Source organism: Nitrospirae bacterium CG2_30_53_67 (genome assembly GCA_001873285.1).
Taxonomy (GTDB): Bacteria; CG2-30-53-67; CG2-30-53-67; order CG2-30-53-67; family CG2-30-53-67; genus CG2-30-53-67.
Genome location: MNYV01000084.1, coordinates 1 through 17819, shown reverse-complemented (window position 1 = coordinate 17819; position 17819 = coordinate 1). Strand labels below are relative to the sequence as shown.

The 17819-nt window shown below is 54.9% G+C and carries 14 protein-coding genes and 7 tRNA genes; 16 read left to right on the top strand and 5 right to left on the bottom strand.

The features are described 5' to 3' along the window. Positions 1–20: 20 nt before the first annotated feature. The gene (locus AUK29_05305) at positions 21–1520 is read left to right on the top strand and encodes a hypothetical protein (GenBank protein OIP64165.1); all 1500 of its coding nucleotides are present in this window, start codon (positions 21–23) and stop codon (positions 1518–1520) included. A gap of 15 nt (positions 1521–1535) precedes the next feature. Here AUK29_05305 and AUK29_05300 read toward each other — a convergent pair whose 3' ends face one another. From AUK29_05300 to AUK29_05285, 4 genes are all read right to left on the bottom strand, one after another. Continuing rightward, positions 1536–2822 carry a hypothetical protein gene (locus AUK29_05300; protein OIP64164.1) on the bottom strand — a complete coding sequence of 429 codons (1287 nt, stop codon included), beginning with the start codon at positions 2820–2822 and terminating at the stop codon, positions 1536–1538. A 101-nt stretch (positions 2823–2923) separates the two neighbouring features. Continuing rightward, a complete protein-coding gene (locus tag AUK29_05295) occupies positions 2924–3682 on the bottom strand; it encodes a hypothetical protein (GenBank protein OIP64163.1) in 759 nt (252 codons plus the stop codon). Positions 3683–3687: 5 nt separating this feature from the next. Next, positions 3688–5460 carry an aspartate--tRNA ligase gene (locus AUK29_05290; GenBank protein ID OIP64162.1) on the bottom strand — a complete coding sequence of 591 codons (1773 nt, stop codon included), beginning with the start codon at positions 5458–5460 and terminating at the stop codon, positions 3688–3690. Between the two features lie 16 nt (positions 5461–5476). Then, a complete protein-coding gene (locus AUK29_05285; protein OIP64161.1) occupies positions 5477–6781 on the bottom strand; it encodes a histidine--tRNA ligase in 1305 nt (434 codons plus the stop codon). Between the two features lie 153 nt (positions 6782–6934). Between AUK29_05285 and AUK29_05280 the strand changes: the two genes are divergently transcribed. The 3 genes from AUK29_05280 (at position 6935) to AUK29_05270 (ending at position 7263) form a co-directional block, all read left to right on the top strand. Beyond that, a tRNA-Gly gene (locus AUK29_05280) sits at positions 6935–7009 on the top strand. A 53-nt stretch (positions 7010–7062) separates the two neighbouring features. Then, a tRNA-Cys gene (locus tag AUK29_05275) sits at positions 7063–7137 on the top strand. Positions 7138–7175: 38 nt separating this feature from the next. Beyond that, positions 7176–7263: transfer RNA gene (locus AUK29_05270), tRNA-Leu, on the top strand. Positions 7264–7496: 233 nt separating this feature from the next. Here the strand turns inward: AUK29_05270 and AUK29_05265 are convergent. Further along, positions 7497–8012: a hypothetical protein gene (locus tag AUK29_05265; protein OIP64160.1), complete on the bottom strand. Its 516-nt coding sequence runs from the start codon at positions 8010–8012 to the stop codon at positions 7497–7499. A 200-nt stretch (positions 8013–8212) separates the two neighbouring features. On the opposite strand from AUK29_05265, the gene AUK29_05260 reads away from it, so the two are divergent. The 12 genes from AUK29_05260 to AUK29_05205 all read left to right on the top strand — a co-directional run bounded on the left by AUK29_05260 (position 8213) and on the right by AUK29_05205 (position 17716). Next, positions 8213–8971 carry a hypothetical protein gene (locus AUK29_05260; GenBank protein OIP64159.1) on the top strand — a complete coding sequence of 253 codons (759 nt, stop codon included), beginning with the start codon at positions 8213–8215 and terminating at the stop codon, positions 8969–8971. A 128-nt stretch (positions 8972–9099) separates the two neighbouring features. Beyond that, on the top strand, positions 9100–10095 hold the full coding sequence (locus tag AUK29_05255) for a cyclic pyranopterin phosphate synthase MoaA (GenBank protein OIP64158.1): 996 nt from the start codon (positions 9100–9102) through the stop codon (positions 10093–10095). 18 nt (positions 10096–10113) lie between these two features. Next, complete coding sequence (locus AUK29_05250; protein OIP64157.1) at positions 10114–10944, top strand: hypothetical protein; 831 nt, start codon at positions 10114–10116, stop codon at positions 10942–10944. A gap of 46 nt (positions 10945–10990) precedes the next feature. Continuing rightward, positions 10991–12034 carry a glycerol-3-phosphate dehydrogenase gene (locus tag AUK29_05245; GenBank protein OIP64156.1) on the top strand — a complete coding sequence of 348 codons (1044 nt, stop codon included), beginning with the start codon at positions 10991–10993 and terminating at the stop codon, positions 12032–12034. Continuing rightward, positions 12031–13668 (top strand): hypothetical protein, encoded by a 1638-nt coding sequence (locus tag AUK29_05240; protein OIP64155.1) that lies wholly within the window; start codon positions 12031–12033, stop codon positions 13666–13668. The genes AUK29_05245 and AUK29_05240 overlap by 4 nt, the downstream gene beginning before the upstream one ends. A gap of 33 nt (positions 13669–13701) precedes the next feature. Next, positions 13702–14472 carry a 1-(5-phosphoribosyl)-5-amino-4-imidazole-carboxylate carboxylase gene (locus AUK29_05235; GenBank protein OIP64154.1) on the top strand — a complete coding sequence of 257 codons (771 nt, stop codon included), beginning with the start codon at positions 13702–13704 and terminating at the stop codon, positions 14470–14472. A gap of 300 nt (positions 14473–14772) precedes the next feature. After that, positions 14773–16236, top strand: coding sequence for a cysteine--tRNA ligase (locus tag AUK29_05230; protein OIP64153.1), 1464 nt, complete (start codon positions 14773–14775; stop codon positions 16234–16236). Next, on the top strand, positions 16237–16980 hold the full coding sequence (locus AUK29_05225; protein OIP64152.1) for a 23S rRNA (guanosine(2251)-2'-O)-methyltransferase RlmB: 744 nt from the start codon (positions 16237–16239) through the stop codon (positions 16978–16980). Between the two features lie 143 nt (positions 16981–17123). Further along, a tRNA-Thr gene (locus tag AUK29_05220) sits at positions 17124–17199 on the top strand. A gap of 87 nt (positions 17200–17286) precedes the next feature. Next, a tRNA-Tyr gene (locus AUK29_05215) sits at positions 17287–17371 on the top strand. A 145-nt stretch (positions 17372–17516) separates the two neighbouring features. Further along, positions 17517–17591: transfer RNA gene (locus AUK29_05210), tRNA-Gly, on the top strand. Positions 17592–17639: 48 nt separating this feature from the next. Next, positions 17640–17716 (top strand) — tRNA-Thr (locus tag AUK29_05205). Positions 17717–17819: the final 103 nt, after the last annotated feature.

The window sequence follows — 17819 nt, the reverse complement described above, 5'->3', positions numbered from 1 at the left end:
TGATTGATTCGTCGGGGAAGATGGTCCGGTTCTTCGGGGTCAACCCCATTGATATTCCTAACTGTGCGCGCTGTCATTCAAACGAAAAGGCCAATGGGCAAAAGTATAACAAGTATAAAGAGGAATATGATTTCTGGAAGGAGGTGCACGGATCCGGGGACTGGTTTGCCGAACTCAAGGCCGCAGCCGTCTCGATCCTGGAAATTCATGATGACCATCACGGGACCAACTTCCTGGGAAACTGGCCTAAAGGATCCACGGTTCAGAGCCGGCTGGGAAGAGATCCCATTCTCTGTCAGGATTGCCATGCAGACAATATCATCGGAAGGTTTTTCTCGAAAAAGGCGGGCGAGATGGAAGCAAAGGATATTCAGAAGGGACATTCAGGACTTCCCAGCGCGGATCATCTGATCTCTCCATTGACCGAGGCCATTCACAGCGCCCATCAGCGAAAGAACCCTTTGCCTGACAGCCAGGGATTTGCCGGGGGATGCCAGCTCTGTCATCCATCGCATCGAAGTGACCGGACCCTGAACGATTTCCCCATCACCAAAGACGGCAAGAATCACTTCGCCTCGGGCGACATCCGGGACTCCAAAGGGTGCTTTACCGGGAGGGACGCGCATGCCGGCCCGAGGAGGAACCGGTCCGGGGCCGAGACCAGGAGTGATCTCAATGCGGTGGGCCATTACCTTCTTTTAGAGGTCATGAAGAGCGGGGGAGCGGACAAGGGATTGTACTGCACCAACTGCCACAACCGGCTCTCCCGGGAGTTATATAAGGCAGATCACCTCAGCGATGCGGTTCAGCAAAAGGGCCGGACCCTTCGCGATCAGCCGCTGGACCGGATAGCCGAGGCCGCAGGCGTTTCTCTTCAGGAACTGAAAGACGATTACATCAATCCCAAAAGCCCCAGGCAGGGAGACGACACCGGATCCGGTGTTTTGCGCTCCTGGGATCGGACGGGACAAAGCATCGCGGCCATCGCCAGGATCAATGCGGACGATCAGGGGAATCCGATCCTCACTCCAGCCGATGAAGACGGGGACCGTTCGGTCATCATCGAGGATGCGGATCCGGACGGAACCTTGGGTGTGCCTGTTTCTTACGATGCGGCCACGCACGGGCGGGATTACTGGCTCGCAGCCGGCGAGCCCCACTGTGCCGACTGCCATCAGCCTCCCTTTGTCGAGAGTATGGGCGGCGGCGCCTTTCCCATAGACCAGCCGGGCAAGTACGCCCTCATGCGCTACTCCAAAGGGCACGCGGGGATCACCTGCCAGGGGTGCCATGAATCCATGCACGGCCTCTACCCCGTGGATCCCGAGGTGGATATCACCGGGTATCAACAGGCGGCGCTCCTGAACCAGGACGGCGCCCACGGGCCCGTGAAGTGCGGGGCATGCCATCAGGTGAATAAGAACGGCGTCCCTTCACGGCATCAGGATAAAATCGATCGCAAGAGTTCTTTATGGAAGAGTTATGAGGAGGCGGTCAAGTTCCAGCACACCTTGAGGTAGTTTTTAAAAAAGAGTTTACTGCTGGATCGTAAACTTTCCGCTTTCTTTGCCGGCCCCGGCCTGGCTGATACGGTTACGACCCCCGTTGATGGATTTCTGCGTAGCCTGAACGGCCGAAGCGATCAGTTCCGCTTCATCGGCCCCATCCTCAGGGTAGCCGGCCACCCCTCCGCTCACCGTGAGCTTGCCTCCGGACATACGGTCTTTCTGAGGGAAAGAAGCGTTGCAGATGATCTCTCGGAGTTTATCGGATAGGAAGACCGCATCTTCTCTGCGTGTTTCAGGACAGAAGAGGACGAACTCCTTCCCGCCGTAACGGGCCGCGATATCCTGTTCCCGGATATGGTCCTTCAGAATTTTGCCGACCATGCGCAGGGCCTCGTCGCCCGCGAGATAACCGTTGATCTCATTGTACTTCTGAAATGAATCCATATTGAAGTGGCATACAGAGACGGGTCTTTTATATCTTCTGGCCTTGCTCAGTTCCTTGCGAAGCTCGTTGAGGAAATACTGCAGGGAATAGAGTCCGGTGAGGCCGTCTTTTTCGGAACCGCTCCGGACCTCTTCCTTGAGCAGGATATTTCCCATGGCGATGGAACCGAGCGACGTGATCATCCGGGCAACCCGAAGTCCTTGATCCATCTCGCCTGGAAGATTCCCGATGTTGAGTACGCCCAGAAGCGTTCCGTTATATACGATCGGGGAACAGATTTTCGTCGCCAGGTCCGAATCTGTTTTTAAAAGACTGATCTTCACCAGGGTGCTTTCCTGTTGAAGATCACGATCGGTCATGGAGATCCCCTTCTGAGCCACCCATCCGATCTTTCCTTCGCCCATACGTATAGACATGGGGGGAGAAGATACCGGCGGTAAATCACTCGCAGCTTTCATGACGAGAAGGTCTTTCTCTCTGACAAAAACCGAGACCTCCCGCGTTTGGAGCAGTTTTTCCGTGATATGAACCAGGTTCAACAGGATATCGTCGAGCTTTTCGCAGGTGTTCAGCCTTTCCACCGAGTCCGGGATCATCGAGATGAATGCGCCGAACTCACGATTCTGTCTCTTCAGGGTTTCCATGACGGACACCAGGTCATTCTTCCCCTGCTTCAGGGAAGCGATCCGCTTCTCCGAATTTTTGAGGTCCTGCTCCAGGGCATTGGCCCGGGCAAGATGATTCGCATTGGCCAGCCTTCTCATGAGAAAGCCCAGCCCAAAGGCGCAGAGGACCATCAAAAAGAACGCAACAGGGGGAAGCCCGGGAAACCAGCTTGAAAACATGGATGTGCCGCTTACAGGGTCCATCTTCACCTCCTGAAACCACGCCTGCAATCTCTATGAATATTTTAACATGAAAACGTCGGAAGTGTAAAAAAAATGCGGATTTAAAAGAAGATGACCTTGAGCTACTTCCTGTATTTTTCGATTCCTTTAGCCCCCGGGAGATAGATCTGCTGCCCGGGATGGAGGACCTTGGGGTCGGCGATCTGGTCCCTGTTGGCCTTGTAGATCACTTCCCAGTAGGATTCATCCCCGTAAAGCGGAGAGTTTCTGGCGATGCTTTTCAAGGTTTCACCCGGCTTGACGATATAGTAAACAGGGAGGTTCTTTTCCAGCTCTTTTCTGAAGGTGAGGGACCCCTGAAGGCTCTCTTCCGCATTCCGGACGGACTCCCTGGCTTTTTTTAGAGCGTCCTTGTAACGGCATTCGTCCTGCGAGAATTCCCTTGCCTCCCGTACACTTTGGACAGCCATGAGGTATTCCTTTAATGCATACCGGTTGGCCTCGGCCTTTTCACCTTCATGGATCTTCTTTATGGCGAGAACGATCTCCTGCTGGATTTGATGGTAGAGGTCGTCTTTGATCCGTGCGGTCTGGTTGATCATCTTCTTGGAGATATGCTGTACATCCATGGCCAGGGTTTTGAGTTCTCGGTTAGGCTTCCGGGATTCCTCCCGGGTTCCTTCATCGATCGCGAGCAGCTTCTTTTCCCCTTTTTGCAGATCTTCAGGCATATAGACCTTTGCGCAGGAGTTTTTGGCGGCTTCCATCAGGACCTTGGCATCGGAGATCTCCCTTTCCGGGAATCGGATGCAGCCGGCCAGTAATAGAAGGACCAGCGGGGCGGTCAAAACCTGGAATCGGCGAGGTCTTCGTTTTTTCATATATTTTACTCCACCATTTCTGTTCTGATCATCAGTTCCCGCAGTTGTTTTTGATCCACTGTGGACGGCGCTCCGGTCATGAGGCACGTGGCCTTCTGGGTCTTTGGAAAGGCGATGACGTCCCGGATCGACGAAGCGCCGCTTAAGATCATGGCGATCCGGTCCAGGCCGAAGGCAATCCCGCCGTGAGGCGGCGCCCCGTATTCGAGCGCATCCAGGAGAAAGCCGAAGCGGTTCCTGGCCTCTTCTTTCTCCATCCCGATCACAGAGAACATCTGCTCCTGGAGTTCCTTGCGGTGGATCCGGATGCTCCCTCCCCCGATCTCAGAACCGTTCAAAACCAGATCATAGGCCCTCGCTCGGACCTTCTTAGGGTCGGATTGCAGAAGGGAGAGGTCGGCCTCGCACGGTGAGGTAAAGGGGTGGTGCATGGCTGCAAAACGCTTCTCGTTTTCGTCCCATTCCAGGAGCGGGAAATCCGTGACCCATAGGAAGTTATGTCTGGATGGATCGATCAGGTTCATCTGCTTTGCCATTTTGTTCCGGAGATTGCCGAGAGACTCAAAGACCACGCCCGGCCGGTCGGCCACAAAGACCAGAAGGTCCCCGGCTTTGCCTTCGAGCCGGTCCGATATCTTCTGAAGCAGGGCCGGTTCAAAGAACTTGGTGATGGACGATTGGAGCCCTTGTTCTGCGACCTTGAACCAGGCCAGCCCTTTGGCCCCGAAGATCTTGACGGCTTCCGTCAGATCATCAATCTCCTTCCTGGAATAGGCCGCGCAACCGGGGAGCCTGATGCCTCGCACCGTGCCGCCTGAGGCCGCGGCATCCTTGAAGACCTTGAATCCGGACTCCGAGGCCAGGTCCGAGATATCCTTGAGCTCCAAGTCAAAGCGGGTATCCGGCTTGTCCAGACCGAACCGGTCCAGGGCCTCAGAGTAAAGGAGTCTCGGAAAAGGTGTTTTAAGTGACAGGCCTCGGGTCTCCTGAAAGATCCGAGAGATCATCCCCTCGGCGATGGACATGATATCTTCTTCATCAATGAAGGAAAGTTCCATGTCGATTTGAGTAAATTCAGGCTGGCGGTCCGCGCGGAGGTCTTCATCCCGGAAGCACCGCACGATCTGGTAGTAACGTTCCAGGCCGGCGATCATCAGGATCTGTTTGAAGAGCTGGGGGGACTGAGGAAGGGCATAAAAATGGCCCGGATTCACGCGGCTCGGGACCAGGTAATCCCTGGCCCCTTCCGGTGTGGATTTGGTGAGGATCGGCGTTTCGATTTCCAGGAAGCCTTCGGCGTTCAGATACTCCCGGGCAGCCCTGTAGATCTGATGACGCAGGATCAAAGCCTCCTGCATGGGTTTCCTTCTCAGGTCGAGATACCGGTATTTAAGGCGGATGTTTTCAGAGATATCGATATCATCCTCGATCATGAACGGAGGCGTGAGACTTGTGTTCAGGATCTCAAGCCGGTTCACATAGACCTCGATCCCGCCGGTTCCGATCTTTTCGTTGGTCATTCCCTCGGGCCGTTTGCGGACCGTACCCTTCACCTGGATCACGTACTCGCTCCTTAATTCGTGGGCGAGTTGGTGGGCCTCGTTTGAGACCTCCGGACTGAAGACAATCTGGCTGATTCCGGACCGGTCCCTGAGGTCCACGAAGATCAGCCCCCCGTGGTCCCGTCTCCTCTGCACCCAGCCGGCGAGGGTCACCTCCTGACCCAAATCGGATAATCCGATTTCGCCGCAATGCCTGTTTCGTTTAAGTCTCTTCATGGTACGGTCGGCTACCCTATCTCTCAGGTTTTTTAACGTGGCCGGGAAAGGATTCTCCCTTCTCCTTCAGAGAAATTCGTTGACACAGTTCCTCTACCGCTTTGTTCAGCGGGACTTCCGTCTGCTCCTTGCTCCGCATATCCCGCAGGAGAAGCACGCCTCGGGTCAACTCATTCTCTCCGAGGATTCCCACAAAATCCACTCCGATTTTGTCCGCCTGGCGCATCTGGCTTTTGAGGCTTTTTTCTCGGAATTCGGTTTCCGCTCGGATTCCGCGGTCCCTCAGATTGTACAGCAGCAACAGGGCCTGTCGCCTTGCTTCAGCCCCGAGCGGGGCGATTAAAATGTCGATCTTGGCAGGCCGCTCCATATTTTCGGGCAGCAGAGCCGCCATCCGTTCCATGCCCAGGGCAAACCCGATCCCGGGCAGGGACGGGCCGCCGAGTTCTTCCACAAGGCCGTCGTACCGGCCTCCGGCCGCCACCGCATTCTGTGTGCCCAGCTTGTCCGTTGTCATCTCAAACGTGGTCCGGGTATAGTAATCAAGCCCGCGGACCAGGCGGCCGTTGATCTCAAAGGGGATCCCCAGTTCCGTGAGAAGCGCTTTGACGGATTCAAAGTGATCCATGCACGACGGGCAGAGATGGGTCATCCCTTGCGGTGCGTTCACGGTAGCGTCCTTGCATGCAGGGTTTTTGCAGTCGAGCGCTCGAAGCGGGTTTGCATCAAACCGTCTGCGGCAGTCGCTGCATAAGAGGTCCAGTTTCGTTTTGAGAAAATCCCTGAGCGCTTTTCGGTATTCCGGTCTGCATGCCCTGCAACCCAGGGAATTGATCTCAAGGACCGTGTCCTTGATGCCGAGCCGGTGCATCAGGAGGTGGAGCATGGAGAGAATCTCCGCATCGAGCTCAGGCTCTCCTGAACCCAACGCCTCGGCCCCGATCTGGAAGAATTGCCGGTATCTTCCCTTTTGAGGACGTTCGTGCCTGAACATGGCCCCCATATAGTAGAACTTCCCCATGGACGAGGGGGAGAGGAGATGGTGCTCGATGCAGGCCCGGACCACACCGGCCGTCCCTTCCGGTCGAAGCGAAATATTTACACCCTTGCTGTCTTCGAAGGTGTACATCTCTTTTTCAACGATATCCGATGTCTGGCCGATGCTCCGCGAAAAAAGTTCGGTATATTCCAAAAGAGGGACCCTTATCTCTGAAAAACTATATTCCTCAAGGGTTTCCCGAGAAACCTCTTCAATGAATTGCCATTTCCATATCTCTTCAGGGAGGATATCCTTCACTCCCGTCACGGCCCTGATTTTCAACGAGTCTCTCCATGTTTAAAATCTGGTCAATATAACTCCCCACAGGGTAATATGTCAATTAAAAAGGGGTTTTCCATAATTTTTTGTTTGACAATATTCCTGTTTCTTGATAATTTTTTAATTTTAAGGATGTGTACGGCGCATGTTCGACAGGCGGGAATAGCTCAGTGGTAGAGCATCGCCTTGCCAAGGCGAGGGTCGCGGGTTCAAATCCCGTTTCCCGCTCCAATTATAAATGAATTAAAGAGCAGGCATTTGCCTGCTCTTTAATTCATTTATATGGCGGCGTAGCCAAGTGGTAAGGCAGAGGTCTGCAAAACCTTCATCCATCGGTTCGAATCCGGTCGCCGCCTCCAATGTATCCCGTTTCCCTGCCAGAAGATTCCGGCCTCATGCCCGGGTGGTGGAATTGGTAGACACAAGGGACTTAAAATCCCTTGGAGCTTAGCTCCGTGCCGGTTCAATTCCGGCCCCGGGCACCATATTCTGCATAGTTTGACATAGTGGGTAACGGCACTAACCGGGGAAAATTGGAGCCTCAGAGGGTGGAGCCTCAGAGGGCCAGACTTTGCTAATTTGATATTTAATCCGCTGCCTCTCCGAGGGTCATCTTCTCGACATTTGGAGTCAACGGGAATATTTTCAGGTCTCACACTCGGGGGGACGTTGTTGATGGGTTCATTTTAGGGTCTCCCCAGTGAACCAGTGAACAACGTTATTTTTTTGAAGGGTTTTTTCCTTCGCGCATGACCTGATGGAAGAGGCTCGATTCCCGCTTGAAAAACCCTTCTGTATGAAAGGTCTCCTTAAGCCCCAGAAACTCATAGTCCAGATGATGGCAGAGTTCATGAAGAAGAATCCTCAGAAACGTCTTGAAGGCGACGACCTGCTCTTTCCTGGCCGTTTTCATCCACAGGGTGATCTGGTCGGATTCTCCCTGCCGGCCGGGTTGATAGAGGCCGTGAAGTTCCTCTCTTGCATTGGAAGGTCTTCTCTCCAGAACCCTGACCTTGAGGGGGCGGGTTTTCAAGGATCCGATGATGCCTGTAACCAGATGCTGTGCCGCCTTCCGGGTCAGGGGGCGGTTTCCAGCAGCGAGGGCCTTTTCAAGGTAGCGGACCAGAGGGTATAATGTTTCATGGTCCGGGATCAGAATGGCAGAGATCCGGTCGCTTTTGAGATAGATGCGCTGTTGTGAGCGGGGAAGCCGTTTGTAGTAATCAAAGGGCAAAACCGTAACCTCCAGGAGCCTTGCTGACGAGAGACGGGGGGAAAGATAGCAGATCGGATGCATTTGCGCAACTGGTTTTGAATATTTAGTGTTTTGAATATTTAGTTGACAGGACTACCTGAGATTTCTATACTTAAAAAACGTGCAATTTGTCTTTATCGGATTATTTGGAAGATTTGAAGAAAGGAGCTGAAACCGTCATGAAACGATTTTATCGCCTCTTCATTTTATGCTCAATCGTCCTTTTGATCGGTGTTCAATCTGCTCGGGCTTCCGGCCCGAAGATCCTTCTGGAAGAGGAAGGGTTTGATTTCGGCACGGCCAAACAGGGGAAAGAGGTGATACACGAGTTCAAGTTCAAGAATACGGGAGATGCCGATCTGGTCATTACCGATCTGAGAACTTCTTGCGGGTGCACGGCCGCAGTGACCTCGGATAAGACCATCCCTCCGAAAAAGCAGGGAACCATCAAGGTGACCTTTAACACCGGCGGGCGGAGCGGCCCGCAGACCAAGACCGTGACGATTGTCTCTAATGACCCGGAAAAGCCCAATGCCGAGGTCAGGCTCACCGGCAAGGTGGATCTTGGCGACCAGCCGCAGGTTCAGGTGGACCCCATGACTCTGGACATCGGCGTGGTGGAACCGGGCGGGTCCACTACTGATGAAATTACCATCACCAACACAGGGACCGCGGACCTGGTCATCGAGGAATATGTGGGACGAAGCGGCGTGTCGGCAGGCGGGGATGACCCGGGCCGGAAAAAGACGATCAAGCCGAAAGAATCCATCAAGGTCAAGGTGGTGGCCGCTCCTGAGAACCGTTCAGGGATCTTTCAGGGGTATCTCCAGGTCAAAAACAATTCCACCCAGAGAATCGTTACGGTTCCCGTTTTCGGATATGTCAGCAACAAGTACATGTTGAAGCCAGAGTATCAAACCAAGGTGCGGGAAAACTAAGAACAAAAGGGGTCGAGGGGCCGAGGGTTTAAGGGGTCAAGTGCAAGGAAGGGATAAACCTTGGGGCGAAAACACTTGAACCCTGGACCCCTTGAATCCTCGAACCCTGCTTAGATTTGGGACGTGTCATGGCATTATTTGATCTGTATCATCGTCGGATTAACTATCTCAGGATCTCGGTGATCGACCGCTGCAATCTTCGCTGCCTTTATTGCATGCCTGAGCAGGGGGTGAGCGTTCTCCCGCATGGAGAGATCCTGACTTATGAAGAAATTGTCAGGGTCGCAGAATACGCCGTTCGAAACGGGATTACGAAGATACGGATCACCGGCGGAGAACCCCTGATCCGAAGAGGCGTGGTGGATCTGGTTAAGCTCTTGTACCGCATCCCGGGCCTGGCGGATATCAGTCTCACCACCAACGGGATTCTGCTCAGGGATTATGCTCGCCCGCTTTTTGAGGCCGGAGTCCGCCGAGTCAATGTCAGTCTTGACACCCTCGATCCCGTGATGTTCAGGAAGATCACTCGCAGGGGCGCGATTGAGGATGTATGGTCCGGGATCCATGCCGCGGAGGCCGCGGGCTTGGCTCCGATTAAACTGAATATGGTGGTCCTGAGGGGGATAAACGACCATGAGATTCCAGCCTTTGTCCGTCTGGCCGTGGAGAAACCTTATCATATCCGGTTCATTGAATTTATGCCGGCCGGCGCCGGTCCCTATCAGATGAATTATTATATGCCGACCGCTGAGATCATCGCCCGGGTGGCGGAATGCGCCGAGATCTCGCCGCTTCCGTCTCATATCAATGACGGCCCGGCCAAGAGATACCGGATTGCCGGGGCGTGCGGTTCCGTGGGCTTCATCAGCCCCATCAGCAGCCATTTTTGCGATACCTGCAACCGCTTGCGGCTGACCGCTGACGGAAGGATCAGAAGCTGTCTCTTCTCCGACCGGGAAATCCATCTCAAGCCGGTTCTCCGGAGCGGGCGCAATGAAAAAGAGATCGATGAGGGCCTCAGCCTTTTGTTTAAAGAGGCCCTGAAAAACAAGCCTGCCGGTCATAAAGTTGATTTCAAAAAGATCCCTCATCTCGATCGTACCATGTCCGGAATCGGGGGATAGCCTGGGCTGGGTCGTTCTGTGCCTGAGATCACGATTCAGGGACATCGCATTCATTACCGTGAGCAAGGGAGCGGCAGGGCCGTTGTTCTGATCCATGGACTGGCAGGCGCATCCGGTTTCTGGCGGGAGACCTTCCTGTCGCTCTCCGGGTACGGGCGGGCGATCGCCCCGGATCTGCTCGGGTTCGGTGATTCGGACAAGCCCGTCATCGCGTATTCCCTGGAAGGCCATGCCGAGATGATTCTCGGCATCAGCGATGCGCTCGGAGTCCGAGAGTTCGACCTGATCGGGCATTCCATGGGCGGAATGATTGCCTTGATCGCCGCTCTTCGGTCTCCGGATCGGATCGGGAAACTGATCCTGATCAATACTCCTGTCTCCGGGAGACGGGCCCTGCACGGCAGGGGCCGGATCGGCGCGACTCCCCTGGGGATTGCGCTTGTCAAGATCGCGCTCAGTATTCCCTGGATCCTGCGGGCTCTCAGAAGAATAAAAAGATACTATTTTGTCCTGGATCCCCTGTTTACGGAAGACGCGGGCAAGGCCCCTTATTCCGTACTGAAGAGCCATGCCGAGGCCGTGCTCGGGACCGATCTGACTCCGCGCCTTCAGGAGGTTTCCGTCCCTGTCCTGATCATGGGGACTCAAGAGGATGGGATCGTCCGGCCTTCGGAATTTTCCCTGACCGCTTCGAAGATTTTAGGGGCGCGTCAGGTCTGGATCAAGGATGCGGGCCACTGCCCGACTCTGGAGAGACCTGTGGAGAGCCATGAGGCCATGATCCGTTTCCTGAAGGGTAACCCTGGAATCCTCGACCCCTTTTTAACCAATAGATGGGAGGAGAATTAAAAAGAATGCAGCCCCACAGACTCCATTTATTCAATAGGCGGGGATCATGAAAGAGCGTGTTGCCGTGATCGGGGCCGGTGCATGGGGGACCGTACTTGCGAATCTTCTGGCTAAGAAAGGGCATCCGGTCTCCCTCTGGGTCTTTGAAGAAGACCTGGCCGAGGAGATCAGAGAGACGCGAATAAACCGGGTCTATCTTCCGGATATCCCTCTTTCAGAGAGGATCCTCCCATCCTCTTCCTGTGAGGAGGTATCCAGGGACTGCCGGATCTTCTTGTTCGTCACCCCGTCCCATGTCATACGCAGGGTCGCCGAATGCTTTCTTCCCTTCATACCGGAGCATTCGGTGGTGCTCAGCGCGGCCAAGGGGATTGAAAACCATACGCTCATGACCGTCTCCGAGATCCTCCCGGAAATCCTGACCCATATCCCTGAAGGGAATTTCGCCTATCTCTCCGGACCGAGTTTTGCCCTGGAGGTGGCCCGGGAACTCCCTACCGCGGTCACTCTCGCGTGCCGGAACAAAGAGGTGGCCCTGGGAATGCAGTCCTTTTTTGCCGCTTCCTATTTCCGCGTCTATATCACCCCGGATGTGATGGGTGTGGAACTGGGAGGGGCCGTCAAGAATGTCATGGCCATTGCCGCCGGCATCAGCGACGGCATCGGCTTCGGTTACGACGCCCGTGCGGCGCTCATTACCCGAGGGCTCATGGAGATGTCCCGCCTGGGCACGGCCATGGGGGCTTCTCCCATGACCTTTATGGGCCTCGCCGGAATGGGAGACCTGGTCCTGACCTGCACCGGGGATCTGAGCAGGAACCGGAGTGTCGGACTCAGACTCGGACAGGGGGAGCCCCTGAAGGAGATTCTTGAAAACGAAAAGACCGTAGCCGAAGGGGTCCGGACCACCCGGTCCGTGCATGACCTTTCAAAAAGGCACAACGTGGAGATGCCGATCACTCACCAGGTCTATCGGATCCTTTATCAAGGGGCGAGTCCCAAGGATGCCGTGCATGAGCTCATGAGCCGGGGTCCGAAGGAGGAGCAGGAGTCTCCCGGCGGCAGACAGGGGGTTGATTGGAAGTCATGACACCAGGCGCGTTCCTGCGTATCTGCATCGGTCTCTTCGGCGGGGTAGGGCTTTTCATCTACGGGATGAAGACCGTGGGCTGGGGACTGCAGAAGGTCGCAGGACGAAGGCTCCGCAATATCCTGGGCACCTTGACCAATACGCCGATCAAAGGGACCGTGATCGGCGCCCTCATGACCGCGACCATCCAGTCTTCGAGCGCCACCACGGTCATGCTGGTCGGGTTCGTCAACGCCTCGCTCATGACCCTGTCACAGGCCATCGGGGTCGTCTACGGCGCCAACATCGGGACCACCTTCACGGTCCAGTTGATTGCCTTTAATGTCTCGAATTATTCCCTCCTGCTCGTCGGGATCGGGGTGATGCTCCTGGTCTTCAAGCGGAACCGGATCGTACAGTATCTGGGGCAGTCCCTCCTCGGTTTCGGTCTGATCTTCCTGGGGATCAAGGTCCTGATGGATTCCACCGAACCGCTCCGTTCCTACCCCTTATTTCTGAACAGCCTGGTCTCCATGGAGGCCTATCCGATCGTCGCCATCGCCATATCCGCCGTTTTCACCGGCATCATTCATAGCAGCGCCGCCGCCATCGGGATCTCCATGGTCCTGGCCAGCCAGGGGATGATGGACCTCCCCGCGGCCATTCCCATTCTTCTCGGGGCGGACATCGGCACGTGCAGCACGGCGATCCTCTCCAGTCTCGGATCATCCCGTGAGGGGAAGCGTGTGGCCGTGGCCCATCTCCTTTTTAATCTGATCGGCGCCCTCCTGGTCTATCCCTTCATGGATCTTTTCCGTGAGGCGATCCTTTGGATGTCCGATCCTTTTGCCGCGGGCATTTCCAGGCAGATCGCCAACGGGCATATGCTCTTCAAGGTGCTGAACACCATGATCTTTCTCCCCTTTACCGTCCCCTTCCGAAAAATAATCACCTTTATGATCCCCATCGTTCCTGAACTGGAACGGACCTTTGAGGTCCGTTATCTGGACGAGCAGGTCCTGGATACGCCTGAGATCGCCCTGGGGCAGGCCGGCAAGGAGGCGGAGAGGATGGGAAATCGTGTCCTGGAGATGTTCAGGCAGACGATCCTTGTCTTTCAGAACGGCGACGACTTTCTCCGGGAAGAGATCAAGAAGATGGATAATGAAATTGACTATCTGGATGATGCCATCACGCGGTATTTGATTTCCGTTGCACAGGGGTCCCTGACCGAAGACCAGTCCAGACGGGAGATCTCTCTCCTGAATATTGTGGATAACTTAGAGCATGTCGGGGACCTGATCGACAAGAGTCTGATGGAACTCGCCAGAAAGAAAATTGATTTCGGCCTGCATTTTTCCAGCGGGGGGGAACAGGATATCATTCTGATGCATGGACAGATCTACGCAAATCTTCAGAAGGTGGTGAGCGCCTTTGTTCACTGGAACGCGGAGCAAGCCAAGGAGGTGCTTCATCAGTTTCCCAGAATCGACAAACTGGAGTCGGATCTCAGAAAAGCCCATATCCAGAGACTCCATAACGGACTTCAGGAGACCATTGATACCAGCTCGATTCACCTGGATGTCATCAGCAGCCTCAAACAGATCAATACCCATGCGGAAAGCATTGCTAAAGAGGTTGCAGGGGAAAACTGACGGATCGGCTGTCCGGTTCAATAAGGAGAAAGCATGGATCAGGAAAAGTTGAAAAAGCTCCTCCAGGAAATCCAGAAGGGAAGGACGACCATAGCCCAGGGGATGCGGAGGCTCAGGGATCTCCCTTATGAGGGTCTGGGGTTTGCGCACATCGACCACCACCGCAGCCTCCGGCAGGGGGCCCCGGAGGTGATCTTCTGCGAGGGAAAGACCGCCGGGCAGGTTCAGGCCATCGTGGAGAGGATGCTTTCCAAGGAGTATGATATCCTGGCCACCCGGGCAGCCCCCGATCTCTACAGGAAGATCAAACGGATGGATTCCCGTGCGGTCTATCATGAGCGGTCGCGTGCCGTCGTCATCCAGTTGAAGAAGAAAACGCCGACCCGGGGAAAGATCCTGATCCTCTCGGCCGGGACCTCGGATATCCCCGTGGCCGAGGAGGCGGCGGTGACCGCTGAGGTTCTGGGGAGCCGGGTCGAGACCCTCTACGACGTGGGCGTCTCCGGGATCCACCGGCTCTTTGACCAGAAGGAGAAGATCCTGGAGGCCAGGGTCCTCGTGGTCGTGGCCGGGATGGAAGGGGCGCTGGCCAGCGTGGTGGGGGGGCTGGTGGACAAGCCCGTGATCGCCGTTCCCACGAGCGTGGGGTATGGCGCGAGCTTCGGCGGCATTGCAGCCTTGCTGTCGATGCTCAACTCCTGCGCCTCGGGCCTGGCCACCGTGAACATCGACAACGGCTTCGGCGCCGGCGCCATGGCCCACCGGATCAATGTCCTCGGGGAAGTGAATGAAGATAAAGGATGATGGACTCGTAAAAATTCCCCAAGATGGGCGGCATAGCAAAAGCTCATATAGCTTAATGGCCCTATTCGTAAATACGATGGCATTCGAGTGCCGTAGGGCGGGCTCATCGGCGTTCCGCTCCTTGCGGTGTACCAGAGGGGTACGCCTCAGTCGCGCGCGGGGATGCGCCCGCCCTACGACCCTCTACCGGTAAACCGAGTACAAGTCGGTACGTCACCCTATTTACGAACAGGACCGCTTAGCGCGCAAATTCTGAGAATCCTCAGGGGTTTTTGAAAGAGAGGGAGGGGAAAAGAAAAGATGCTTCGTGTCTTTAACACCTTGGGCGACACCAAGGAGGAATTTGTCCCGATCCGTCCGGGGAAAGTGGGGATGTATGCCTGCGGGGTGACGGTTTACGATCACAGCCATATCGGACATGCCCGAGGGGCGGTGGTCTTCGATATGATCCGCCGCTACCTGACCTTCAAAGGGTGGAAGGTGACGTATGTCCGGAATTTTACGGACGTGGACGACAAGATCATCAACCGGGCCAGGGAACAGGGGGTATCTTGGGAGGAGATCGCCGAGCGTTATATCCTGGAATATCAGAAGGATATGGAAGCCCTGGGCGTGGAGCGGGCGGATCTTGAACCCAAAGCCACGGATCACATCAAGGAGATCGTGGACCTGACCCGGCGTCTGATGGAAAAAGGCTATGCCTATGAGTCCGGCGGGGATGTCCTTTTTTCCGTGGACCGCTTCGAGGGATACGGGAAACTCTCCGGGAGGAAGCTCGAAGACCTCCTGGCGGGCGCCCGGGTGGAAGTGGATGAGAAGAAGAAAAACCCTCTGGATTTCGTGCTCTGGAAGGCATCCAAGCCTGGGGAGCCCACATGGGAGAGCCCGTGGGGACCGGGGCGTCCGGGGTGGCATATTGAGTGCTCGGCCATGAATCTTGCCCTGCTGGGGGAGACCATCGACATCCACGGCGGCGGCAAAGACCTGATCTTCCCGCATCACGAGAATGAAATCGCCCAGAGCGAGGCGGCCACGGGGAGGCCTTTTGTCCATTACTGGCTCCACAACGGGTTTGTCAACATCAATCAGGAGAAGATGTCCAAGTCCTTGGGGAATTTCTTTACGATTAAAGAGGTGCTTGCACGGTTTACACCCGAAGCCGTTCGGTTTTTTCTTCTTTCCACACATTACCGGAGCCCCATTGATTTCTCGGACCAGAACCTCGAGGATGCGGAACGGGCCCGGCGCAGGGTCTATCATCTCCTCTATGAGGTGGAGAGGCGCATGGGAAGAGAGGCGAAGCCTATCGCATCGGATCAGGCCGAAGGGTATCCGTCAGTTGCCGCTCAGGTTCACAAGATGATTCCCCGTTTTGAAGAGGCCATGGATGATGATTTTAATACGGCCCGGGCCATAGGGAGCATTTTTGAGGCGGTTCGGACACTGAATGGATTCCTGAATGACATCGGCCTGGACAGGGATCAAGCGGTTGTATCGATCCTGAAAAGTTTTCAGGATCATATCAAAGTCATCGGATCCGTCCTGGGCCTCTTTCAGGAGAGGCCGGAACAGGTCCTGAAGGGGACGGAGGACCGGCCGGCCCAGGATCTCGAAGAGATCCGGAAGAAAATCGCCCTGAGATCTGAGGCAAGAAAGCGCAAGGACTGGGCCGAGGCCGACCGGATTCGTAAAGAGCTTGCCGATCAAGGCGTCATTTTGAAAGATCTCCCTGACGGGTCCATGGACTGGGAGTGGAATCGTTAGATGTCGGACTATATTTATGGCATTCATCCTGTGGAAGAGGTCCTCTGCTCGCGGGGCCGGTCTGTCGAGCGGATCTGGATCCAGCGCGGGGCAAAGAATCCAAGGCTGCAGAAGATCATTCATGCAGCAAAGAAAAACCAAATTGAACTCTGTTTCGAGGAGAAGAGCCGCATGGATGAACGGGTCCAGGCGGGACACCACCAGGGAGTAGTTGCCCTATGCAGCAAAAAAGACACATATTCGCTAAATGATCTGTTAAATATCCCTTTAAGGGAAGGAGAAGACCCGTTTTTTCTGATTCTGGATCATGTGGAGGACCCCGGTAATCTGGGGGCCGTGATCCGGTCAGCTGCGGCCGCCGGAGTCCATGGGGTTATTGTGCAGAACCGGGGGACGGCTCCTCTCGGAGCGGTGGCCTTCAAACGGTCTGCCGGGGCCCTTGAGAAAGTTCCCGTGGCCAGGGTCACAAACCTGGTGAGGGCCATGGAGTCCTTGAAAAACAAAGGGATATGGATGATCGGGGCCTGCGCCCAGTCCAGGGAATGCTATATGGATATGGATTTTTCCGGCCCCATTGCCTTGGTTATAGGCGGCGAGAGGGGCCTTCGCAGGCTGGTTGAAGAGACCTGTGACCGGATGGTTTCGATCCCCATGAAAGGGGGGGCGGAATCCTTGAATCTTTCGGTTGCGGCGTCCCTGCTCCTGTATGAGGTCGTGCGCAAAAGGCGCGGGAAACAAAAATAAATGATGAAAAGTAATTTTTTACTTGAAATTATAAATAAAATAATCTATTTTAACATTTTACTTTTGATGCACTTCGGATCTGTCCATATCATCAGACAGTTCTGATTTCTATTTCATTTCCATCGGTTGAGGAAAATCTCTTCGCCGATGTAGCTCAATCGGTAGAGCAACTGATTTGTAATCAGTAGGTTGTCGGTTCGATTCCGGCCATCGGCTCCATGCATTGAAGAAGTAGAGAGCATCTTGGAATCGGGATTGGGAGAGCAGGCTGACGGCTTCCATCATGGATGAGGGGCTTGTTTTTTTGGGGAGGTTCCCGAGCGGCCAAAGGGAACAGACTGTAAATCTGTCGGCGAAGCCTACGGAGGTTCGAATCCTCCCCTCCCCACCACCGGTTTCGCGGAGCGAAACCGGAATTTCAAATTTCAAATTTGAAATGGGAAAAGGGAGGGCTCACTCAGGCTGTCGAGGGTCTGGTTTTCCTGCCTTGAGTTTCATTTCAAATCTCAAATTTCAAATTTGAGATTTTCGAGGGTGCGGGAGTAGCTCAGGGGTAGAGCGTCAGCCTTCCAAGCTGAGGGTCGCGGGTTCGAATCCCGTCTCCCGCTCCATGGATAATTTCAAATCTCAAATTTCAAATTTGAGATTCTTTGCGGAGCGCCCACGTAGCTCAGTCGGTAGAGCGCATCCTTGGTAAGGATGAGGTTCACCGGTTCGATCCCGGTCGTGGGCTCCAGATACAGTGAATTTGAAATTCGTTTCTCAGAAAAGGAGGGAGATCCATGGCGAAGGCTAAATTTGAACGGACGAAGCCTCATGTGAACATTGGGACCATCGGT